This is a genomic window from Leifsonia sp. GW821-FHT13C05, assembly GCF_058806515.1.
Genome location: NZ_JBXAPT010000001.1, coordinates 383,892 through 404,363, shown reverse-complemented (window position 1 = coordinate 404,363; position 20,472 = coordinate 383,892). Strand labels below are relative to the sequence as shown.

The following is a 20,472-nucleotide window of genomic DNA, read 5'->3' as shown; positions in this document are numbered from 1 at the left end:
GGGTGATGAGGCTCGGGGATGGCCTCGACGAGTGATTACGAGCCGAGTGGGCTTGTGGCCTTGGCTGCGTCCTTTTCGGTGGGCTCCGCGGCGTCGGCGCCGGAAACCTCGTCATCCGAGTAGGTGTCGTCCGAGTCTACCTCAGCATCGGGCCGAACCCATTCACGACCGGGCCGGTACACGCTCGGCTCGAGTCCGGGGTGGCGGCGGCTCTGCACGATGAAGAGCACGATGCCGAGCACGACGGCGGCGAACGCGGCCCACACGTTGGTCGGGATGCCCAGGAAGCTGAACTCGCTCGGGTCGATGCGGATCGACTCCAGGTAGGAGCGGCCGAGGCCGTACCAGATGAGGTAGACGGCGAATGCCTTGCCCCAGCGCAGCTGGAACTTGCGCTCCAGCAGGATGATGACCGCGATGCCGATGACGTTCCAGATGATCTCGTAGAGGAACAGCGGCTGGAACAGGGTGTCGTCCGGCAGGCCGACCGGGATGGCCTTATTGCCCGCGTCGATCTGCAGGCCCCACGGGAGGTTGGTCGGCAGGCCGAACAGCTCCTGGTTGAAGTAGTTGCCGAGACGGCCGAGCGCCTGCGCGAGCAGCATGGCCGGCGCGAGGGCGTCCGCGAACGACCAGAACCGGATGCCGGACCAGCGGCAGCCGATGTACGCGCCGACGGCTCCACCGATCAGCGCACCGAAGATGGCGTTCCCGCCCTCCCAGATGTACAGGGTCTTGAGCAGGTCGGCGCCGGGGAAGAAGTAGTCAGCCGGGTGGGTGATCACGTGGTAGAAGCGTGCCCCGATGATGCCGAGCGGCACGGCCCAGAGGATGATGTCGAGCACGACGCCCGGCTCTCCCCCGCGCTTCGACAGCCGCCTCGACGTCCACATGGCGGCGACGACGATGCCGATCAGGATGCAGATCGCGTACGTCTGGATGCGCCAGTGCAGCCCGAAGATGTCGATCGGGATCTGCTGCCACTCCGGCCCGGGGCTGGGGATGCTCGCGTACCAGCTGCTCATCGTCGCAAACACCCGATGACTCACCTTTCGTGTTGATCAGACCGCGCGAAGACCACGCGCGGCCACCATAGTCTAATTCTGTTTGGAAGAGCCGCCGCGCCTAGGCGGCGGTGCCCTCTGCGAGGGCTGCCGCGAGGCGGGAGACGCCCGCGACGCTGTCGTCGGCCAGCGCTTTCACGAGCGCAGAGCCCACGATCGCGCCGTCGGAGTACTGGAGCACCTCGGCCACCTGGGCGGCCGTCGAGATGCCGACGCCCACGCAGGTGCTCGTCGCACCGGCGTCGCGCAGGCGCGCCACCAGGGCGCGGGCGGCGGAGTCGACGTCGGCGCGTGCTCCGGTGATGCCCATCGTCGAGACGGCGTAGACGAAGCCGCGGCTCGCCTCAACGGTCTGGCGCAGCCGCGCGTCGGTGGACGACGGGGCGGCGAGGAACACGCGGTCGAGCCCTGTGCGGTCGGAGGCGGCGAGCCACGCTGCTCCCTCGTCCGGGATGAGGTCGGGCGTGATGAGCCCGGCTCCCCCCGCAGAGAGCAGGTCGTCCGCGAACCGGTCGACGCCGTACTGCAGCACCGGGTTCCAGTAGGTCATGACCAGGACCGGCACATCCACCTGGGCGGTGATCTCGCGCACGGCGGTGAAGCCGTCCCGCAGCCGGAATCCGTTGGAGAGCGCCTGCTGGGTGGCGGCCTGGATGACCGTGCCGTCCATGACGGGGTCGGAGTACGGCAGGCCGAGCTCGATCGCGTCGACGCCGTTCTGCGCGAGCGCGACGGCCGCATCGATGCTGGTCTTCAGGTCGGGGAACCCGGCGGGAAGGTAGCCGATCAGGGCACCGGATGCGTCGGCGTTGCGCCGGGCGATGACGCTCTCGACGCCGTGCTGCGCGCCGGTCACGACTGCACCGCGTCGGTGTCGATCAGGTCGAAGTACCGTCCTGCGGTCTCCATGTCCTTGTCTCCGCGGCCACTGAGGTTCACCAGGATGACGGCGTCCTTCCCGAGCTCCTGGCCGAGCTTCAGCGCCCCGGCGAGAGCGTGTGAGGATTCGATGGCGGGAATGATGCCCTCCGTGCGGCTGAGCAGGCGCAGCGCATCCATCGCCTCAGCATCCGAGATCGGCAGGTACTGCGCTCGGCCGATGGAGGCGAGCCACGCGTGCTCCGGTCCGACGCCCGGGTAGTCGAGCCCGGCGGAGATCGAGTGGGACTCGATGGTCTGGCCGTCCTCGTCCTGCAGCAGCATGCTGCGCGCGCCGTGCAGGACGCCGGGGCGTCCCTTGGTGATGGTGGCGGCGTGGCGCGGGGTCTCCGCTCCCTCGCCCCCGGCCTCGTAGCCGATCAGGCGCACGTCTTCGTCGTCGAGGAAGGCGTGGAAGATGCCCATCGCATTCGATCCGCCACCGACGCAGGCGACAACGGCATCCGGGAGGGATCCGGTGAGGTCGATGACCTGCTGGCGCGCCTCTTCGCCGATGATCTTCTGCAGGTCGCGGACCATCGCCGGGAACGGGTGGGGGCCCGCGACGGTGCCGAAGATGTAGTTGGTGTTCTCGACGTTGGTGACCCAGTCGCGCATGGCGTCGTTGATCGCGTCCTTGAGGGTGCGCGATCCCGTCTTGACGGCGACGACCTCCGCGCCGAGCAGGCGCATCCTGGCCACGTTGAGCGCCTGGCGCTCGGTGTCGACCTCGCCCATGTAGATGGTGCATTCGAGCCCGAACAGCGCTGCAGCCGTCGCGGTGGCGACGCCGTGCTGCCCGGCGCCGGTCTCCGCGATCACGCGCGTCTTGCCGATGCGCTTCGTGAGGATCGCCTGGCCGAGCACGTTGTTGATCTTGTGCGAGCCCGTGTGGTTGAGGTCTTCGCGCTTCAGGATGATGCGTGCCCCACCGGCGTGCTCCGCGAACCGCGGCACCTCGGTGATGATCGACGGACGCCCGGTGTACGAGCGGTTCAGCTCGTCGAGCTCGGCGTGGAACGCCGGGTCGGCCTTCGCGGCCTCCCAGGCCGCCGACAGCTCGTCGAGGGCTGCGACGAGGGATTCGGGGACGAAACGCCCTCCGAAGTCGCCGAAGTACGGGCCGGTTTCGGAACGCAGGGACATCAGGCCACCAGGAATTCTTCGAGCGTCGCGACGGGGTCGCTCGTGACGAGAGCCTCGCCGACGAGGACGACGTCTGCGCCGGCCGCCCGATAGTGCGCGACGTCGTCCGCCGACTTCACGGCGGACTCCGCGACGCGGATGACACCGGACGGGATGCGGTCGGCCAGCCGGCCGAACAGGTCCTTGTCCAGTTCGAACGTGGAGAGGTTGCGGGCGTTGACGCCCACGAGACCTGCGCCCGTGTCGAGCGCACGGCTGAGCTCGTCCGCCGTGTGCGCCTCGACGAGCGAGGTCATGCCGAGCGAGGTGATCAGCTCGTGCAGCTCGACGAGCTTCCGCTGGTCGAGCGCAGCGACGATGAGCAGCACGAGGTCGGCTCCCGCCGCGCGCGCCTCGAACACCTGGTACGGGTCGGAGACGAACTCCTTGCGCAGCACGGGGATGGAGACGGCGTCGCGCACGGCCTCCAGATCGGCGAGCGATCCCTTGAACCTGCGCTCCTCGGTGAGGACGCTGATCGCACTCGCTCCCCCCGTCTCGTACGAGACGGCGAGGGCCGCTGGATCCGGGATGTCGGCGAGCGAGCCGCGGGACGGGCTCGCGCGCTTCACCTCGGCGATGATCTTGACGCGGTCGGCAGGGGCGAGGTGGCTCAGCGCATCCAGAGCGGGAGCACGGTCGGCCGCCTCGGCCTCGACAACGGACAGCGGGCGCTCTGCCCGGCGCCGCTCGGCGTCTTCACGGGCGCCGGCGACGAGGTCGTCCAGCACGCGTCAGTGGCCCTTCGGCTGGTACTTCGTGCCGTCGACGCCGTACCCGGCCTTCTTCATGGCCCAGCCGACGATGAGACCGACGATCGCGAGTCCAGCGGCCGACCAGACGACGATCGGCGCCTCGAAGAAGAACGCGACGGCGCCGATGGCGAAGGCCACCAGCATGATGATGACGGCCGTCCACGCCGCCGGCGAGTGACCGTGGCCTGGCTCGACTGACTCGGTGCTCATGGGACTCCTGCTTCGTGAGGTGCGCGGCGCTCAGCGTCGCGCACGATGGATCGGGGTGGTGCTGTTCAAGTCTAGCGGTGGGTCAGCGGGTGGGGTCTTCGCCACGGCTGAGGTCGTCCCAGCTGTCGATGGCGGTGTCCTTGTCGATGGCCGCTGCACCGGATGGGGTCTCTCCGTCCGCGGCGGCACGTGCCTCCGCGTCGTCGGAGACGGTCGCGCCGGATTCAGCGTCCGCGTCGTGGTCGAGGAGGAGCGTCGTACCGTCCTCGTCCTCGAAGCGCGTCTGGTACTTGCGCGACGAGCCGGGCCAGAGCCGGTTCGTGACGACGACGGCCGCGCTGGCGAGGACGAGCACTACCCCGCCCGCCACGGCGACACCCGGCCAGAACTCGGCGGCAACCGTGTCGACCAGGCGCGCGATCGACGCGGACCCCGCGACGCCTGTGGCCGTGGTGATCGTCGCCGTCGAGGCGCGGAGCGCGTCCGCCAGGGCGCTGATCGAGGAGATGAGCACCGAGGCGCCGAGCAGCAGCCCGAGCAGCGCGAGGACGATGCGGAACGCCGGACCGGCGATGGCCAGGGCGGCCGCGAGGGCCAGCCCGGCCAGCGAGAGCGCGGTGAGCGCCGGCGCAGCCGCTGACCCGGGCACCGCGAGCGTCGTGGTGTGCTCCGCGACGTCGGTGAGGTGCACCGTGAACCAGGTCTGCGTGGATGCGAGCAGGGCGAGGCCGCTGCCGACCACCAGCGCCAGCAGCGTCAGGTACTTCGCCCTACGGGAGACGGGACGCTCGACGACGGGCTCAGACTGCTCGCTCACCGGTCACCCGCCTCATCGCGTTCGCCACGGCGACCGCGCGCAGCGGGGCAGCCGCCTTGTTCTGCGACTCCTCGAACTCGCTCTGCGGCACGGAGTCCGCCACCAGGCCGCCTCCGGCCTGCACGCGGGCGACGCCGTCCATGATGGTCGCCGTGCGGATGGCGATGGCGAGATCGGCGTCCCCGGAGAACCCGAAGTAGCCGATCACGCCGCCGTACACACCGCGCTGCGCCGGTTCCAGCTCGTCGATGATCTCCAGCGCCCTCGGCTTCGGAGCCCCGGAGAGGGTGCCGGCCGGGAAGGTGGCGCGGAACACATCCACCGCCGACTTGTCCGGCAGCACGTCGCCCTCGACACTCGACACGATGTGCATGATGTGGCTGAACCGCTCGACGCGCATGAACTCCGTCACCTCGACGGAACCGGCGGCACAGACCTTGAGCAGGTCGTTGCGGGCCAGGTCGACGAGCATCAGGTGCTCGGCGCGCTCCTTGTCGTCGGCCAGCAGCGAGGTCTCCAGGTCGAGGTCCTCTTCCGGCGACGCACCGCGCGGGCGGGACCCGGCGATGGGATGCGTGAACGCGCGCCCGTCCTGCACCTTCACCAGCGCCTCCGGGGACGACCCGACGATGGAGTACTCCCCGCCGTCCGGCCGTTCGAGCGCCAGGAGGTACATGTACGGGCTCGGGTTGAGCGAGCGCAGCACGCGGTACACGTCGAGCGGCGCGGCCTCACAGTCCAGCTCGAAGCGCTGCGAGATGACGACCTGGAAGATGTCACCGTCGACGATCCGCTCTTTCGCGGTCACCACGGCGGCCAGGAAGTCGTCCTTCGCCGTGCGCGACACCGGATGCGCGGGCGTGCCCAGATCGACCTGGGCGAGCCACGCCTCCGACGGCCGGGCTAGACCGGCCTGCATCGCGTCGAGCCGCTCTTGAGCGGCCTCCCACATCGTGTCCGCGTCGTCGACGCCGTCGTTGAGGACGGTGGCGATCAGCTGAACGGTGCCGTACCGGTGGTCGATCGCGACCAGGTCGGAGCAGAACGCGAGGGCCTGACCGGGCATGTCGTAGTCCGCGGGCGGCTGGTGCGGCAGCCGCTCGATCTGGCGGATCGCTTCCCAGCCGATGAAGCCGACCAGTCCCCCGGTCAGCGGGGGCAGGCCGGGGATGCGCGGCGTCTGCCACCGCGCATACAGCGCGGCGAGGGCTTCCAGCGGCGGCAGGTCGGCGGTGGAGCCGATGGCCCGCTCCGCCGGGATGCCGTAGTCGAGCCAGCGCACCGCATCCCCCTGCTGGGTGAGCACGCCGAACGACGAGACGCCGACGAACGAAAACCGCGACCAGATGCCGCCCTGCTCCGCCGATTCGAGCAGGAAGGTGCCAGGGCGTCCGTCCGCGAGCTTGCGGTAGATGCCGACAGGGGTCTCTCCGTCCGCGAACAGCTCGCGCACGACCGGGACGACCCTGTGGTCGTCGAGCAGCCGCGCGAACGCGTCGCGGGTGGTGGAGCTGGTGACGGTGTCGATCACGAATCCTCCGTGGGGCTCGCCTCGACGTGGCCGACCACGGGTGTGAGCTGGTCGGCGTCGAAGCAGGTGCGGGTTCCAGTGTGGCAGGCGGCGCCGATCTGCTCGACGGTCACCAGCAGGGTGTCTCCGTCGCAGTCGAGCGCAGCGCCCTTGACGTACTGTGCGTGCCCGGACGTGTCCCCCTTGCGCCAGTACTCCTGGCGGGAGCGCGACCAGAACGTGACGCGCCCCTCGGTGAGCGTGCGGCTGAGCGCCTCCGCGTCCATCCAGCCCATCATCAGGACCTCTTTGGTGTCCCACTGCTGGATGATCGCCGGGACCAGGCCGTCGCCGTTGAAGGCGACGCGCTCGATGATGGCGGGGTCTGCTGCGGTCATGCCCTGATCTCCAACCCGGCGCGGACGAGTTCGTCCTTCACGTCGCCGATCGTCATCTCACCGGAGTGGAACACGCTCGCGGCGAGTACCGCATCCGCCCCCGCCTCGATGGCTGGAACGAAGTCTGCGACCTTTCCCGCGCCGCCGGAGGCGATGACGGGAACACTGCTGATGCCGCGCATCAACCGGATGAGTTCGGTGTCGAAGCCCTCCTTGGTGCCGTCGGCGTCGATCGAGTTGACCAGCAGCTCGCCGGCCCCCAGCCCGATCGCGCGCTCGGCCCACTCCAGGGCGTCGAGGTCGGTCTCCGTTCGGCCGCCGTGCGTGGTGACCACGAATCCGGATGCGGTCGCCGCCGACCGCTTGACGTCGAGCGAGAGCACGAGCACCTGCGCGCCGAACCGGTCGGCGATCTCGGCCACCAGCTCGGGCCGGGCGATGGCGGCGGAGTTCACGCCCACCTTGTCCGCCCCGCTGGCGAGCAGGCGGGAGACGTCCTCCGGGCTGCGCACGCCGCCGCCGACGGTGAGCGGGATGAAGACCTGCTCGGCCGTCGCGCGCACCACGTCGTAGGTGGTCGAACGGTTGTCGACCGTCGCCGTGACGTCGAGGAAGGTCAGCTCGTCCGCCCCCTGCTCGTAGTACCGGCGCGCGAGCGCGACAGGATCGCCCGCGTCACGCAGGTTCTGGAAGTTGACGCCCTTGACGACGCGGCCGTCTGCCACATCGAGGCACGGGATGACCCGGACGGCGACGGACATCAGATCCGCGCAGCGTGGATCGACGTGACGAGGATGGCACGCGCTCCCAGCTCGTAGAGCGCATCCATGATGTGGTTGACCTGGTCGCGCTTGATCATCACGCGCACGGCCAGCCAGTCCGGCTCCCCGAGCGGGGACACGGTCGGCGACTCGACCCCGGGGGTGAGGGCGACGGCCCTGTCGAGCAGCACGGCGGGCAGGTTGTAGTCGATGAGCACGTACTGGCGGGCGACCATGACGCCCTGCAGCCTGCGCAGCAGCGTGTCGACCCCGGCGGCGGGCGAGGCGGAGGAGATCAGCACGGCCTCCGACTCGAGGATGACCGGGCCGAAGATCTCCAGGCCCTGCTTGCGCAGCGTCGTGCCGGTCTCGACGACGTCGGCCACGGCGTCAGCGACGCCGAGGCGCACGGCGGACTCCACGGCGCCGTCGAGCTTGATGAGGGTGGAGGCGATCCCGTTCTCGGCGAGGAACGCTCCGACGAGTCCCGGATAGCTGGTGGCGACGCGCTTGCCGTCGAGGTCGGCCAGCGCGGAGAACGCGCCGGTGGGGCCCGCGAACCGGAAGGTGGACGCTGCGAAGTCGAGCGAGGCGATCTCGCCCGCCGTGGATCCGGAGTCGAGCAGCAGGTCGCGGCCGGTGATGCCGACGTCGAGCGCGCCGGAGCCGACGTACGTCGCGATGTCGCGCGGGCGCAGGTAGAAGAACTCGACGTCGTTGCGGGCGTCGGTGACGATCAGCTCTTTGGGGTCGCGGCGGCCGACGTATCCGGCCTCGTGCAGCATCTGCGCCGCGGTCTCGGAGAGGGAGCCTTTGTTGGGAACGGCGATCTTCAGCATGGGTGGTCTTTCGTGTACAGGGGGACGATCAGGACGCGGGTGTACCGGTCACAGATGTCGGTACACGTCCGCGGGGCTGAGGCCCTTCGCGATGAGCAGCACCTGGAGGTGGTAGAGCAGCTGCGAGATCTCTTCGGCCGTCTCTTCGTCCGACTGGTATTCGGCGGCCATCCAGACCTCGGCCGCCTCCTCCACGATCTTCTTTCCGATGGCGTGCACGCCAGCATCCAGCTCACGAACCGTGCCGGAACCCTCCGGGCGGGTCGCGGCCTTCTCGCTGAGCTCGGCGAAGAGGTCGTCGAAGGTTTTCACCACTACAGGCTACTAGCTTGCGAACGGCCCGCCGGACATCGGCGGCGGAACGGCGACGGTCCGCTGGATGTCGAGCAGCCGATCGGCCGCGGACAGCAGTGCACTCCGGATGCGCGTGGTGCGCTCCCCGTCGTCCTCCGGGGGCAGCAGCCCGGCTGAGAGCGACACGTTGATCGCGGCAACGACGGCGCCGGCCGGGTTTCGCACCGGCACCGCGATGGACCGCAGCCCGGGTTCCAGCTCCTGGTCGACGGACGCCCAGCCGTCCCGCGCGACCGCAAGGATCGCATCCAGGAGCGCCGCCGGGTCCGTCGTGGTCCTGGGGGTCAGCTTCCGGAGGTCGCTGCGGGCGAGCACGGCGCCGATCTGTGTCTCGGTGAGCCCGGCGAGCAGGACGCGTCCCATCGAGGTCGCGTATGCGGGAAACCGGGTGCCGACGGCGATGGCGACCGACATGATCCTGCGCGTGTGCACCCGGGCGACGTAGACGATGTCCGTGCCGTCGAGCACGGCCATCGAGACGCTCTCCCCCAGTTCGGCGGAGAGCTCCTCCAGCACCGGAGTGGCGAGCTGCGGGAGGGACTGGCCGGAGAGGTACGCGTATCCAAGTTCCAGGACCTTGGCCGTGAGCTGGAACTCGCGGCCGTCCGTGCGCAGGTAGCCGAGGTCGATCAGGGTCAGCAGGAAGCGCCGGGCCGCCGCGCGGCTCATCCCGGTCTTCCTGGCCACCTCGCTGAGCGTCATGGCCGGGTCGTCCGCGTCGAAAGCGCGGATGACAGCGAGCCCGCGCGCGAGCGACTGCACGAAGTGGTCGTCGCCGACCTCCGCCGGCTTCGCGGACGGGTCGTCCACTGGCCTCTCCGCCTGCGCCACTGGCTCCCCTTCCGTGCCCTGCGACGCCCCCGCTCAGGTCCCGGCGAGTCCGGGCGCGACGTCGAGGGGGACATCGAGCCTCGATTGTAGTTCAGCGACGGTCACGCCGAAGGTGTCCGTCACCGTGACCCGCCCGTCCGCCAGCTCGAACACGGCGACGTCGGTGTACACCCGGCTGACGCATCCGATGCCCGTGACCGGGTAGTCGCAGACCGGAACCAGCTTGCTCCTGCCGTCTTTGCCGAACAGATTCATCATGATGAAGATCTGCTTGGCGCCGGTCGCCAGGTCCATCGCCCCTCCGACGGCCGGGATCGCATCCGGCTCCCCGGTGTGCCAGTTGGCCAGGTCGCCGGAGGCGGACACCTGGAACGCGCCGAGCACGCACACGTCGAGGTGGCCGCCGCGCATGATCGCGAACGAGTCTGCGTGGTGGAAATACGACGCGCCCGGCAGCTCGGTCACCGGGATCTTGCCCGCGTTGATCAGGTCGTCGTCGACCTCGGCGCCGACCGCCTGCCGCCCCATGCCGAGCATCCCGTTCTCGGTGTGCAGGATCACGTCCTGACCGGGGGCGAAGTAGTCGGAGACGAGCGTGGGCTGGCCGATCCCGAGGTTCACGAATGATCCTGGCGGGATGTCGGCAGCCACGCGCTCGGCCAGCTCGGCCCTGGTCAGTGGTGCGTTCACAGCGACTCCTTCAGGTCGACCACGATGTTGACGAAGATGCTCGGGGTGACGACGGTCTCCGGGTCGATGGCGCCGGTCGGCACGACCCAGCCGACCTGAGCGATCGTCGTCGCGGCCGCGGTCGCCATGATCGGGCCGAAGTTCCTGGCGGTCTTGCGGTAGACGAGGTTGCCCTGCCGGTCGGCGGTGCGCGCGGTGATGAGGGCGGCGTCGCCGTGGATGGGCAGCTCGAACACCTGCCCGACGCCGCCGAGCATCCTGGTCTCCTTGCCGCCGGCGAGGGTGGTGCCGTAGCCGGTCGGCGTGAAGAAGCCGCCGATGCCCGCGCCCGCCGCCCGGATGCGCTCGGCGAGGTTGCCCTGCGGAACGAGTTCCAGCTCGATCCTGCCCGCTCGGTACTCCTCGTCGAAGCGGTGCGAGTCGGACTGGCGGGGGAAGGAACAGATGATCTTCCGCACCCGGCGCGCACCGATCAGTGCCGCGAGACCTTCGTCGCCGTTGCCCGCGTTGTTGTTCACGACCGTCAGGTCGGTTGCGCCGTGTTCGAGGAGCGCGTCGATCAGCTCGACCGGCTGCCCGGCCTTGCCGAAGCCGCCGATGAGCACCGTGGCGCCGTCCTGGATGCTCGACACGGCCTCCAGCGCGCTGTCGGTGATGGTGGTCATGCGGTGTCTCCCTGCGTGGTGCTGACGGCGGTAGCGCTGACGGCGGTGGTGCTGACGGCCGTTCCGCTCACGTTCTCGAGCACGATCGCGAGCCCCTGGCCGACGCCGATGCACAGGGCGGCGACGCCCCAGCGCTGGTTCTCGGCGACCAGCCGCGCGGCGAGCGTCCCGAGCAGACGGGTGCCCGTCGCGCCGAGCGGGTGGCCGATGGCGATGGCGCCACCCCAGGCGTTGACGATGGCGAGGTCGATGGGCCAGGCGTCCAGGCAGGCGAGCGACTGCGCGGCGAACGCCTCGTTCAGCTCGACGGCGCCCACCTCCGCCCAGGTGATGCCTGCACGCTTCACCGCACGGTTCGCCGCCTCGACGGGAGCGAAGCCGAACAGCTGCGGCTCGTTCGCCCACGCTCCTCGCCCGGCGACGCGCGCGAGCGGTGCCCGGCCGAGCCGGTCGGCCGCGGCCTCCGAGCCGACGAACAGCGCGCCGGCTCCGTCGGTGAGCGGAGAGGCGTTGCCCGCCGTCACCGTGCCGCCCTCCGCGGTGTCCCCCGCCGGGCGGAACACCGTCTTCAGCCCGGCGAGCACCTCGACCGTGCTCCCCGGCCGGATGCTCTCGTCGCGTTCCAGCGCGACCCCGTCCATCCCGAGCACCTGGGCGTCGTATCGTCCTGCGCGCCAGGCGGCGTCCGCGAGCCGGTGCGAGCGGGCGGCGAACGCGTCCTGCCGCTCGCGCGTGACACCGCATTTCTCGCGCAGGATCTCCGTGGCCTCGCCGAGCGACACCGTCCACTCCGCCGGCATGGCCGGGTTCACCAGCCGCCAGCCGAGCGTGGTGGAGGCGAGGCCCAGGTCGCCCGCGGGATACGGGCGCTCGGTCTTCGGCAGCACCCAGGGCGCGCGCGTCATCGACTCGACGCCGCCGACGACGAGCAGGTCGGCGTCGCCCACCTCGATCTCCCGGCTCGCCATCATCGCCGCGTCGAGCGACGAGCCGCAGAGGCGGTTGACCGTCGTGCCGGGGATGCTCGTGGGCAGCCCGCCGAGCAGTGTCGCCATCCTCGCCACGTTGCGGTTCTCCTCGCCGGCGCCGTTCGCGTTGCCGAACACCACGCCGTCGATCCGCTCAAGGTCGAGAGCCGGGCTCCGTTCGACGATCCCGGAGACCACCGCCGCGGCCAGGTCGTCCGGCCTGATCGCGGCGAGCCCGCCGCCGAACCGGCCGAACGGTGTCCGCACCGCGTCGTAGAGGTATGCGTGCTGCACCGGGGTCTCCTTCACTGCGTGTTGCTCGCGATGTTCGCTCTGCGAACACGCGTGCGTCTGGTGAACATCCTACCGCGCGCTGTCGGGCGCCAGGATGCCGCTGGCTATGGAGAACGCGTGATTGGCCGCGGGGACGCCGCAGTACACGGCGCTCTGCATGATCACCTCGCGGATCTCGGCGACGGTCAGCCCGTTCCGCAGCGCAGCGTGCAGGTGCAGCTCGAACTCCTCCCAGTGCCCGCCCGCGATCAGCGCCGTGAGGGTGATGGCGCTGCGCATCGTGCGCGGCAGGCCGGGCCTGGTCCAGATCGAGCCCCAGGCGTACCGGGTGATCAGCTCCTGGAAGTCCTCGTCCACCGCTCCGGCGCTGCGCGCGGTGGCCCGGTCGACGTGCTCGGCGCCGAGCACCTGGCGGCGCACGCGCATCCCGGCCCCGTAGCTGTCAGCCGCGGTGCTGTCGGCGCCCGCGGCCCGCGCGAAGTGCCGCATCAGTATCTCGGCCACGCGCTCCGGCCGCTCGGCCGATGCGAGATGCCCGGCACCCGGCACCCACTCGGCGGAACCCACAGCGACACCGCTGGCCACGATCCACGCGTCCTCACCGGTCACGACCCCGTCGTGCTCCCCCGCGATCGCCACCACCGGCACCGGGATGCGCGGCAACTCGGCCACCAGGTCGGCCTCCGCCAGCACGTCGCAGCACGCAGCGTATCCGTCCTTGTCCGCGTCGGACAGCGAGTGCAGCAGGCGGCTGGACACCGCGGGCTCCCGTTCCAGGAAGCCGGGCGCGAACCAGCGTTGTGCCGACCCGGCCAGCATGGTCGGCGTGCCCTGCGCACGCACCGTCTCCGCCCGAGCCCGCCACGCGCCCGGTTCGCCGATCCTCGCGCCGGAGCAGACGAGTCCGATCCCGGAGAACAGGGCCGGCGCATCCAGGGCCAGGCGCAGCGTCGTGATGCCGCCGAGCGACACCCCCGCGGCGAACAGCGCGCCGTCGCCGAGGTCGCCGGCGGCACGCGCCGCGTCGAGCGCCGCCCGCACACCGGAGGCGAGTTCGGCCAGCGTGAACGGCGCATCCGGCCGGGGACTGCGCCCGTGACCGGGCAGATCCCAGCCGATCACGGTGTAGCGTTCGGCCAGGTACGGCACGGCCGGTGCCCAGACGGCGCTGACCGATGTTCCGAGCGACGGCCCGAGCACCAGCACGGGCGTGGCGGGGTCGCCTGCCCGCTGTGCGAGGGCGGTGAGGACGACGGTGGGAACGCTCATGCGCGTGGCTCCTTGCCGAGGGGTGTCCGTGTGGTCGCCTCCGCCACGATCCTGGCGCAGAAGTCGTCGGCCCTGCCGAGGTAGCCCGCCGAATCGAGCAGGTCGCTCAGCGTCGTGCCGCCGAGCGCGGCGGCGAGCCGGTCCGCCCCGAGCGTAGCGAGCAGGGAACGCTCGATGGCGCCGGCGTCGCCATCCCGCGCTGCGGTCATCGCCGCCCGCACATCGCGCGGACCGTCGTGGTCGCCCCGGTCGGCGAGAGCCCGGCCGAGCACGGCGACGACGCGCTCGCTCAACAGAACGGGACCGGCCAGCCCGAGGTTCTGCCGCATCCGCTCCGGATGCACGCCCAGCCCGCCGGCCAGTTCGTCCGCGAGTTCCGCAGACACCACCGCCGAGCGCACGAGCGACCGCAGCGGCGTCCACTCGGCGTGCCAGCCGCCGTCCGAGCGCTCGTCGACGGTCGCGGTGGCGGCGGCGGTCAGCGCGCCGAGGTCGGGCCCGACCCGCAGCCCCTCCCGCTTGAGCAGCACGGAGAGCACCGGGTTCTGCTTCTGCGGCATCGCGGACGACACCCCGCGGCCGTCGGCGCGCGGCTCGGACAGCTCGCCGAACTCCGGACGGCTGAGGAGCGCGACATCCGTGCCGATCACCGCGCACGCCGCCACCGCCTCGGCCGCCGCTCCTCCGGCGCGCAGCACCGGCCACCTGTTCGTCTGCCAGGGCGCGACCGGCGCGGCCAGCCCGAGACGCGCGGCCAGCGCATCCACCAGGGCGAGCGTGTCCACGCCGCGCAGGGTGTCGAGCGACGCCAGCGTGCCCGCCGCGCCACCCCACTGCAGCGGGAGCGTCGGCAGCAGCGCGCCCAGCCGGCTCCGCGCTGCCGTGATCCCGGCCAGCCAGTGCGCCGCCTTGAGGGCGAAGGTGGACGGCAGCGAGTGCTGCGCCAGCGTCCGCGCGACCATCAGCGTCGACCGGTGCTCGCCCACCAGCGTCACCAGGGCGTCGGCCGTCGCATCCAGAGCGGACGCGGCCGCAGTGAGCGTCCGGGCGGCGACCAGCATCAGCGCCGTGTCGACGATGTCCTGGCTGGTCGCCCCGAGGTGCAGGAACGCCGCGGCCTCCGGCGACCGCTCGGCCGTCGTCGCCCTGAGCCGCGCGAGCAACGGGATGAGCGCGTTGCCCCCGCCCGCCGCGTCCGCGGCGATAGCGGCCAGATCGTACAGCTCGACGGCGCAGGCGTCCTCGATGGCCGGCAGCCAGGCCGCGTCGCCGACGCCGTGCTCGACCAGCACCTGCGCCCAGGCGAACTCGGTGTCCAGCATCGCCTGCACCACGGCCAGGTCCGTGCAGAGCGCCGCGCCACCGGATGCTGCCACCGCCGGATCGAGGATGCCGACGTCTCCGTCCGTCATCGCCGGTCGCCGCCGAAGTCGATGAACACGGTCTCGTCGTCGCCCTGCAACCGGATGTCGAACAGCAGCGAGCCGTCCGGCTCCCGCTCGGCGATCAGCGTGCCTCGCCTGTCCTCCGGCAGCGCGGCGAGGAAGGCGTCTGCGGCGAGCGCCGTCTCGTCGTCGGGGAGGTATGCGCGGGTGTGCAGCTTGTCGAGGAGCCCCCTGGCGAACACCAGCACGGCGAAGAAGGCGGGCGCGCCCTGCTCGGTCGGTCCCGGCGTGCGGGTACTGAAGGTGTAGTGGCCGTCGTCGTCGGTGGCCGCTCGCCCCCATCCGGTGAAGGTGTGGCCGTCCCGGCGGAGGGAGCCGGTGGCGCGGGGCACTGCTCCGTGCTCGTCGGCCTGCCAGAGTTCGAGGATGGCGTCCTGCACGGGCACGCCCGCTCCGTCGGTGACCGTGCCGTGCAGCCGGATGGTGCCTGCCGCCCCCGGCGGGGTGAGCTCGGAATCGCCGGCGAACGGGAGGGCGTAGCCGTAGAACGGGCCGACGGTCTGGCCGGGCGTGGGGGCGAGCGCTGTGCTCATTCGTCGTCTCCTTCTGGTTCCATCCAGGTACGCCCCGAGCCGCTGAGCACGATGTCCCAGCTGTACCCGGTCGCCCACTCGTGCGTCGTGACGGCGTGGTCGTACCGGGCGACGAGCCGGTCGCGCGCCCCCTGGTCGACGATCGACTGGTAGATCGGGTCGAGGGCGAACAGCGGATCGCCGGGGAAGTACATCTGCGTGATCATCCGCTGGGTGAAGTCCGTGCCGAACAGGGAGAAGTGGATGTGGGCCGGACGCCACGCGTTGTGGTGGTTCTTCCAGGGGTACGGGCCCGGCTTGATCGTCGTGAAGCGGTAGCTGCCGTCCGCCCCCGTGATGCAGCGTCCCACCCCGGTGAAGTTGGGGTCGAGCGGGGCGGGGTGCTGGTCGCGCTTGTGGATGTATCGCCCGGCGGAGTTGGCCTGCCAGATCTCCACCAGCTGGCCGCGCACCGGTCTGCCGTCCCCGTCGAGCACCCGGCCGGTCACGACCATCCGCTCGCCGAGGGGCTCCCCGTTGTGCTGGATGGTGAGGTCGGCCTCGAGCGGGTGCACATCCCGGTGGCCGAACGCGGGCGACCACAGCTCGATGGTCTCCGGGTCGGTGTGCCGGAGGTCTTTGGTCGGATGGCGCAGCAGGGAGCTGCGGTACGGCGGGAAGTCACGCCGCGTGCCGCGCTCCTCGGGCGTGCCTGCCGCCCGCCCGTCCGCGTATGCGGCGTGGATGGCCTGGATCTCCGCGCTCAGCTCCGACTGCGGCCGGAGCGGGTTCGGTGGCGTGGGTGGCGTCGTGGGTGGGGTCGTGGGTGACATCGGCGTCCTTTCGTGGAGGAGGGTGTTGCTGGTCAGGCGACGGGCTGCGCGACGGCGGCATGCTGCCAGCCGGTGTAGCCTTCCGCGAGGAACGCCGAGCCTGCGCGGGAGGAGGCGATGGACTCCAGCTCGCCGCGTTGCCTGCGCCTGTCGAAATCGCTCGCGCCCGGCTGCTCGTGCAGGAGCGTCGTCATCCAGTACGAGAAGTGCTGGCTCTTCCACACCCTGGCCAGAGCACGGTCGCTGTAGCTGTCCACGCCGGACGCGCTCCCGCCGAGCAGCAGTTCGGCCAGCGCCTCGTGCAGCACTCCCACGTCGGCGAGCGCCAGGTTCAGCCCCTTGGCGCCCGTCGGAGGCACGGTGTGTCCGGCGTCGCCCGCGAGGAACAGCGAACCGTGCCTGAGTGGTTCGCAGACGAAGCTGCGGAATGGGAGTACGACGCGGTCGGTGATCGGTCCCTCGGCGAGGGAGAAGCCGTTGCCGGCGACGCGGCTCTGCAGCTCGTCCCAGATGCGTGCGTCACTCCACTGGTCGGCGTCCTCGCCGGGGTCGCACTGGAAGTACATGCGCTGAACGGTCTCGCTGCGCTGGCTGATGAGCGCGAAGCCGCGGTCCGATGCGGCGTAGATGAGCTCCTCCGCGCTGTGCGGCGCCTCAGTGAGGATGCCGAACCACGCGAATGGGTACTCACGGAAGTAGCTGCGGCGCTGCGCATCCGGGATCAGCTTGCGGCAGGCGCTGCGCGAGCCGTCGGCGCCGATCACCACGTCGCAGCTCAGCTCGACGGCAGAACCGTCGTCCTCGGTGAACACGACGAGCGGATGCGCGTCCGTCACCCCTACCACCGTCACGTCCTGCACCGCGTAGCGCACGTCGCCGCCGTCGCGTTCGCGGGCGTCGGCGAGGTCGGCGAACACGTCGGTCTGCGGGTAGAGCCACGCCGACTGGCCGACGAGGTCCTGGAAGTCGATCCGGTGGCCGTCGCCGTCGATGCGCAGTTCGATGCCGTCGTGCCTGTCGCCCTTCTCCAGCACGCGTCGGGAGGCGCCGGACTCCACCAGCATCCGGACGCTGCCGGGTTCCAGGATGCCCGCACGCACCGTCGCGTGAATCTCGGCCCGTGTGCGCCGCTCGACGACGACGCTGTCGATGCCGTCTCTCGCGAGGAGGTGCGAGAGCATCAGACCGGCCGGGCCACCGCCGACGATCGCGACCCTGGTCGATTCTTTGCGCGCTGCCATAGCTGCACTCCTCCTGATGGTTCTGACGAGTGCGGTCAGTTTGTCAGGACGGCCGAGCGGCGGAGCGCCCTTCTCGTTCATTGAGAACGGCGAGCGCGTCGACCCGCAGCGCTGCGGTGATCCGCTCAGCACCCTCGGTCAGCGGCCCGATCACCGCGGCGATCACGGCGAGGTCCCGCGGCACGACCACGCTGAGCGCCGCCACCACCTCGAGCCCTGGCTCGCGCACCGGCACGGAGACCCCGGCGGTGTCCGGATGCATCATCCCCTCCACGACGGCGTGGCCGCTCGTGCGCACCCCGACCAGCCGGTGCCGGAGGCCGGGCAGACTCTGCTCCCAGTCCGCGATGAAGCCCTCCCGCACCGCGCGGTCGGCGAACGCGACGATCGCGTGCCCGGCCGACGACCGGTATGCGGGAAGCCGAGTCGCCGTCGTCGCCGCGTTCTCCACCGACCCCTCGCCCGCGTAGCACTCGAGGTAGAGCACCTCGTCGCCGTCCGCGGTGAGCACGCCGAGCTGGGTGTTCTGCCCGACCGCCCGCTGCACCTCCTGCATGGCGGGGCGCGCGATCGTGAGCAGGTGCGTGTACGGCGAGCGGGCACGGTGGGCGAGCTCCCAGAGGTCGAGGCCCAGGCCGATCCTGCCCTGCTCGTCCTTCACCAGCCAGCCGATCGCGCTCAGCTCGGCGACCAGCCGGTGCACGGTCGCCACCGGGAGGTCGGCGAGCCGGGCGACGGCGGTCGCGGTCATCGGCGGGTGCCCGGAGTCGAGCGTGCTCAGGATGCGGACGAGCCGCGTGATCAGCGACTCCCCCGACGGCGAATTGGCCACGTCGACTCCTTCCTGCGCGTCCCACCATGCTACGGTGCGTTCTGGTGGCGCACGAGCGTGCGCCTGGCGAACATCTGTTTGGCCATCGCGTCGCCGTGACGCACGAACCGCAGCACCACGCACCACCAGTACCACCCCGCATCACAGCAAGGAGGCTCCGATGACGAGCTCACCCCCGTCCACCGCCCGCGTCTGGCCCGTCATCCTCTGCTGGATCGTGGTGGCGCTCGACGGCTTCGACCTCGTCGTCCTCGGCACGGTCATCCCGACCCTGATCGGTACGGGCGCGCTCGGGTTCGACCCCGGCGGCGCGACGGCCGTGGCCACAGCGGGGCTCGTCGGGGTCGGGATCGGCGCGCTCGCCGTGGGCCCGCTCACCGACCGCTACGGCAGGCGCGCGACGCTGATCACCTGCGTCGCCCTGTTCTCGGTGTTCACGATCGCGGTCGTCGCCGCGCCGAACGTGTTCGTCTTCGGCGCCCTGCGACTGCTCGCCGGGCTGGGGCTCGGGGCGTGCATCCCGACCGTGCTCGCCTACGTGGGCGAGTTCGCCGGGTCCACCCGCACCGGGCGCTCGACGACGCTGACGATGACCGGCTACCACGCGGGCGCCGTCCTCACCGCGCTGCTCGCCCTCGCGATCGTGCCGAACTGGCAGCTGATGTTCCTGGTCGGCGGCCTCGCCGGGCTCGTGGTGCTTCCCCTGCTCTGGTTCACGCTGCCGGAGTCGGCAGCCGTCCTCGCCCGTCGTGCGGACGGAGCAGCCCGGCCGGCGGGGACCGTCGGTGTCCTCGTCCGGCGGCCGTACCTGCTCGCCAGCATCGGCATCTGGACGGCGTCGTTCATGGGGCTGCTGCTGGTCTACGGCCTCAACACCTGGCTTCCGCAGCTCATGAAGGTCGCCGGCTACGACACCGGGGACGCGCTCGGCCTGCTGCTCGTCCTCAACCTGGGCGCCGTCGCCGGGCTCGTGCTCGCCGGAACGCTCGCCGACCGCAACGGCACCAAGCGCGTCACCCTGGTCTGGTTCTTCCTCGCCGCGGTGTTCCTCGCGCTGCTGAGCATCCGGATGGACGAGGTCGTGCTGCTGTACGCGGCGATCTTCGTCACCGGCGTCTTCGTGTTCTCCGCGCAGGTGCTCGTCTACGCGTTCGTCAGCCAGCTCTACCCTCCGGAGGTGCGCGGCACGGCGCTCGGCTTCGCCGCGGGCATCGGGCGCATCGGCGCCATCGCCGGACCGGCCATCACCGGGGTGCTCGTGACGCTCGACCTGGCGTATCCGGGCGGCTTCTACGTGTTCGCCGTCGCCGCGCTGATCTCGGTGGCGAGCATCGCGACCGTGCCGGCCGTGATCCGCCGACGGGAGGGGGCGCCGGTCGTCGTCAGCGGCTGACCGGGTGACTGTGGCGCGCGGCCGTCTCACGGAGCAGCGCGATCTGCCGCTCGGTGTTCTCCGCCTTGAACACGCTCGATCCCGCCACGAAGGTGTCCGCACCGTTCTCGGCGGCGACGGCGATGGTCTCCTCGGTGATCCCGCCGTCGACCTGCAGCCACACGTCGGCGCCCGTTGCATCCACCGCCGCGCGCAGCCTGGCGAGCTTGGGCATGGTCTCCGGCATGAACGACTGGCCGCCGAAGCCGGGCTCGACGGTCATCACCAGCACCTGGTCGAACTCGGGCAGCAGGTCGAGGTAGTCGTCGACCGGCGTTCCCGGCTTGAGCGCGATCCCCGCCCGCGCGCCGATCTCGCGCAGGCGCCTGGCGAGCGTGACCGGCTCGGTGGCCGCCTCGGCGTGGAAGGTGACGGAGAACGCGCCGAGCTCCGCGTATCCCGGCGCCCAGCGCTCCGGGTCGTCGATCATCAGGTGCACGTCGAGCGGGATCGCGGACACATCCTGGATGCGCCCCACCATCTGCGGACCGAACGTCAGGTTCGGCACGAAATGGTTGTCCATCACATCCACGTGCACGAGGTCGGCAGTGGCGATGCGACCGAGGTCACGCTCCAGGTTGACGAAGTCGGCGGCGAGGATGCTGGGGTTGATCCGGACTGGCATGCCTCCAGCCTACAAAACCGGCGA

The 20,472-nt window shown here is 70.9% G+C and carries 23 protein-coding genes; 1 reads left to right on the top strand and 22 read right to left on the bottom strand.

What is annotated here, in order from left to right; genetic code table 11:
• Positions 1 to 35: 35 nt before the first annotated feature.
• The 21 genes from lgt to AC1ROC_RS01820 all read right to left on the bottom strand — a co-directional run bounded on the left by lgt (position 36) and on the right by AC1ROC_RS01820 (position 18,391).
• Positions 36 to 1,025: a prolipoprotein diacylglyceryl transferase gene (gene lgt / locus AC1ROC_RS01920; RefSeq protein ID WP_492997738.1), complete on the bottom strand. Its 990-nt coding sequence runs from the start codon at positions 1,023 to 1,025 to the stop codon at positions 36 to 38.
• Positions 1,026 to 1,125: 100 nt separating this feature from the next.
• The gene (trpA, locus tag AC1ROC_RS01915) at positions 1,126 to 1,920 is read right to left on the bottom strand and encodes a tryptophan synthase subunit alpha (protein WP_492997736.1); all 795 of its coding nucleotides are present in this window, start codon (positions 1,918 to 1,920) and stop codon (positions 1,126 to 1,128) included.
• Positions 1,917 to 3,128, bottom strand: a complete 1,212-nt coding sequence (trpB, locus tag AC1ROC_RS01910; protein ID WP_168689538.1) for a tryptophan synthase subunit beta — start codon at positions 3,126 to 3,128, stop codon at positions 1,917 to 1,919. Before trpB ends, trpA begins: the two co-directional genes overlap by 4 nt.
• Positions 3,128 to 3,898: an indole-3-glycerol phosphate synthase TrpC gene (gene trpC / locus AC1ROC_RS01905; RefSeq protein ID WP_085367713.1), complete on the bottom strand. Its 771-nt coding sequence runs from the start codon at positions 3,896 to 3,898 to the stop codon at positions 3,128 to 3,130. Before trpC ends, trpB begins: the two co-directional genes overlap by 1 nt.
• Positions 3,899 to 3,901: 3 nt before the next feature.
• Positions 3,902 to 4,132 (bottom strand): DUF6704 family protein, encoded by a 231-nt coding sequence (locus AC1ROC_RS01900; protein WP_085367714.1) that lies wholly within the window; start codon positions 4,130 to 4,132, stop codon positions 3,902 to 3,904.
• A gap of 82 nt (positions 4,133 to 4,214) precedes the next feature.
• Complete coding sequence (locus AC1ROC_RS01895; protein WP_492997732.1) at positions 4,215 to 4,949, bottom strand: Trp biosynthesis-associated membrane protein; 735 nt, start codon at positions 4,947 to 4,949, stop codon at positions 4,215 to 4,217.
• Positions 4,933 to 6,480 carry an anthranilate synthase component I gene (locus tag AC1ROC_RS01890; RefSeq protein WP_492997730.1) on the bottom strand — a complete coding sequence of 516 codons (1,548 nt, stop codon included), beginning with the start codon at positions 6,478 to 6,480 and terminating at the stop codon, positions 4,933 to 4,935. Before AC1ROC_RS01890 ends, AC1ROC_RS01895 begins: the two co-directional genes overlap by 17 nt.
• A complete protein-coding gene (gene hisI / locus AC1ROC_RS01885) occupies positions 6,477 to 6,857 on the bottom strand; it encodes a phosphoribosyl-AMP cyclohydrolase (protein ID WP_085367717.1) in 381 nt (126 codons plus the stop codon). The genes AC1ROC_RS01890 and hisI overlap by 4 nt, the downstream gene beginning before the upstream one ends.
• Positions 6,854 to 7,618, bottom strand: coding sequence for an imidazole glycerol phosphate synthase subunit HisF (gene hisF, locus AC1ROC_RS01880; RefSeq protein ID WP_085367718.1), 765 nt, complete (start codon positions 7,616 to 7,618; stop codon positions 6,854 to 6,856). Before hisF ends, hisI begins: the two co-directional genes overlap by 4 nt.
• Positions 7,618 to 8,457 (bottom strand): ATP phosphoribosyltransferase, encoded by an 840-nt coding sequence (gene hisG, locus AC1ROC_RS01875; RefSeq protein WP_492997727.1) that lies wholly within the window; start codon positions 8,455 to 8,457, stop codon positions 7,618 to 7,620. Before hisG ends, hisF begins: the two co-directional genes overlap by 1 nt.
• A 48-nt stretch (positions 8,458 to 8,505) precedes the next feature.
• Positions 8,506 to 8,769, bottom strand: coding sequence for a phosphoribosyl-ATP diphosphatase (locus AC1ROC_RS01870; RefSeq protein WP_055894116.1), 264 nt, complete (start codon positions 8,767 to 8,769; stop codon positions 8,506 to 8,508).
• A gap of 12 nt (positions 8,770 to 8,781) precedes the next feature.
• Positions 8,782 to 9,621, bottom strand: a complete 840-nt coding sequence (locus tag AC1ROC_RS01865; protein WP_492997725.1) for an IclR family transcriptional regulator domain-containing protein — start codon at positions 9,619 to 9,621, stop codon at positions 8,782 to 8,784.
• A gap of 54 nt (positions 9,622 to 9,675) precedes the next feature.
• Positions 9,676 to 10,332 (bottom strand): 3-oxoacid CoA-transferase subunit B, encoded by a 657-nt coding sequence (locus AC1ROC_RS01860; protein ID WP_492997723.1) that lies wholly within the window; start codon positions 10,330 to 10,332, stop codon positions 9,676 to 9,678.
• Positions 10,329 to 10,997: a 3-oxoacid CoA-transferase subunit A gene (locus AC1ROC_RS01855; protein ID WP_492997721.1), complete on the bottom strand. Its 669-nt coding sequence runs from the start codon at positions 10,995 to 10,997 to the stop codon at positions 10,329 to 10,331. Before AC1ROC_RS01855 ends, AC1ROC_RS01860 begins: the two co-directional genes overlap by 4 nt.
• Positions 10,994 to 12,274, bottom strand: coding sequence for a thiolase family protein (locus tag AC1ROC_RS01850; protein ID WP_492997719.1), 1,281 nt, complete (start codon positions 12,272 to 12,274; stop codon positions 10,994 to 10,996). Before AC1ROC_RS01850 ends, AC1ROC_RS01855 begins: the two co-directional genes overlap by 4 nt.
• A gap of 54 nt (positions 12,275 to 12,328) precedes the next feature.
• Positions 12,329 to 13,528 (bottom strand): bifunctional 3-oxoadipate enol-lactonase/4-carboxymuconolactone decarboxylase PcaDC, encoded by a 1,200-nt coding sequence (pcaDC, locus tag AC1ROC_RS01845; RefSeq protein ID WP_492997717.1) that lies wholly within the window; start codon positions 13,526 to 13,528, stop codon positions 12,329 to 12,331.
• The gene (locus AC1ROC_RS01840; RefSeq protein ID WP_492997715.1) at positions 13,525 to 14,940 is read right to left on the bottom strand and encodes a lyase family protein; all 1,416 of its coding nucleotides are present in this window, start codon (positions 14,938 to 14,940) and stop codon (positions 13,525 to 13,527) included. The genes pcaDC and AC1ROC_RS01840 overlap by 4 nt, the downstream gene beginning before the upstream one ends.
• Positions 14,937 to 15,506, bottom strand: a complete 570-nt coding sequence (gene pcaG / locus AC1ROC_RS01835) for a protocatechuate 3,4-dioxygenase subunit alpha (protein ID WP_168689544.1) — start codon at positions 15,504 to 15,506, stop codon at positions 14,937 to 14,939. Before pcaG ends, AC1ROC_RS01840 begins: the two co-directional genes overlap by 4 nt.
• Positions 15,503 to 16,318: a protocatechuate 3,4-dioxygenase subunit beta gene (gene pcaH, locus AC1ROC_RS01830; RefSeq protein WP_168689545.1), complete on the bottom strand. Its 816-nt coding sequence runs from the start codon at positions 16,316 to 16,318 to the stop codon at positions 15,503 to 15,505. The genes pcaG and pcaH overlap by 4 nt, the downstream gene beginning before the upstream one ends.
• Positions 16,319 to 16,350: 32 nt before the next feature.
• On the bottom strand, positions 16,351 to 17,559 hold the full coding sequence (locus tag AC1ROC_RS01825) for a 4-hydroxybenzoate 3-monooxygenase (RefSeq protein ID WP_168689546.1): 1,209 nt from the start codon (positions 17,557 to 17,559) through the stop codon (positions 16,351 to 16,353).
• A gap of 43 nt (positions 17,560 to 17,602) precedes the next feature.
• Positions 17,603 to 18,391, bottom strand: coding sequence for an IclR family transcriptional regulator (locus AC1ROC_RS01820; protein WP_492997711.1), 789 nt, complete (start codon positions 18,389 to 18,391; stop codon positions 17,603 to 17,605).
• A 160-nt stretch (positions 18,392 to 18,551) separates the two neighbouring features.
• Between AC1ROC_RS01820 and AC1ROC_RS01815 the strand changes: the two genes are divergently transcribed.
• Positions 18,552 to 19,784: an MFS transporter gene (locus AC1ROC_RS01815; protein ID WP_492997709.1), complete on the top strand. Its 1,233-nt coding sequence runs from the start codon at positions 18,552 to 18,554 to the stop codon at positions 19,782 to 19,784.
• Here AC1ROC_RS01815 and rpe read toward each other — a convergent pair.
• On the bottom strand, positions 19,774 to 20,448 hold the full coding sequence (gene rpe, locus AC1ROC_RS01810; protein WP_085367730.1) for a ribulose-phosphate 3-epimerase: 675 nt from the start codon (positions 20,446 to 20,448) through the stop codon (positions 19,774 to 19,776). The two genes, AC1ROC_RS01815 and rpe, sit on opposite strands and share 11 nt — an antisense overlap.
• Positions 20,449 to 20,472: the final 24 nt, after the last annotated feature.

Coding starts and splice junctions, on each gene's coding strand:
- pcaG (WP_168689544.1), bottom strand. CDS start 15,506: ATGAGCACAGCGCTCGCCCCCACGCCCGGCCAGACCGTCGGCCCGTTC.
- hisI (WP_085367717.1), bottom strand. CDS start 6,857: ATGACCGCAGCAGACCCCGCCATCATCGAGCGCGTCGCCTTCAACGGC.
- lgt (WP_492997738.1), bottom strand. CDS start 1,025: ATGAGCAGCTGGTACGCGAGCATCCCCAGCCCCGGGCCGGAGTGGCAG.
- AC1ROC_RS01900 (WP_085367714.1), bottom strand. CDS start 4,132: ATGAGCACCGAGTCAGTCGAGCCAGGCCACGGTCACTCGCCGGCGGCG.
- hisG (WP_492997727.1), bottom strand. CDS start 8,457: ATGCTGAAGATCGCCGTTCCCAACAAAGGCTCCCTCTCCGAGACCGCG.
- trpB (WP_168689538.1), bottom strand. CDS start 3,128: ATGTCCCTGCGTTCCGAAACCGGCCCGTACTTCGGCGACTTCGGAGGG.
- AC1ROC_RS01855 (WP_492997721.1), bottom strand. CDS start 10,997: ATGACCACCATCACCGACAGCGCGCTGGAGGCCGTGTCGAGCATCCAG.
- AC1ROC_RS01815 (WP_492997709.1), top strand. CDS start 18,552: ATGACGAGCTCACCCCCGTCCACCGCCCGCGTCTGGCCCGTCATCCTC.
- pcaH (WP_168689545.1), bottom strand. CDS start 16,318: ATGTCACCCACGACCCCACCCACGACGCCACCCACGCCACCGAACCCG.
- AC1ROC_RS01825 (WP_168689546.1), bottom strand. CDS start 17,559: ATGGCAGCGCGCAAAGAATCGACCAGGGTCGCGATCGTCGGCGGTGGC.
- AC1ROC_RS01840 (WP_492997715.1), bottom strand. CDS start 14,940: ATGACGGACGGAGACGTCGGCATCCTCGATCCGGCGGTGGCAGCATCC.
- hisF (WP_085367718.1), bottom strand. CDS start 7,618: ATGTCCGTCGCCGTCCGGGTCATCCCGTGCCTCGATGTGGCAGACGGC.
- rpe (WP_085367730.1), bottom strand. CDS start 20,448: ATGCCAGTCCGGATCAACCCCAGCATCCTCGCCGCCGACTTCGTCAAC.
- pcaDC (WP_492997717.1), bottom strand. CDS start 13,528: ATGAGCGTTCCCACCGTCGTCCTCACCGCCCTCGCACAGCGGGCAGGC.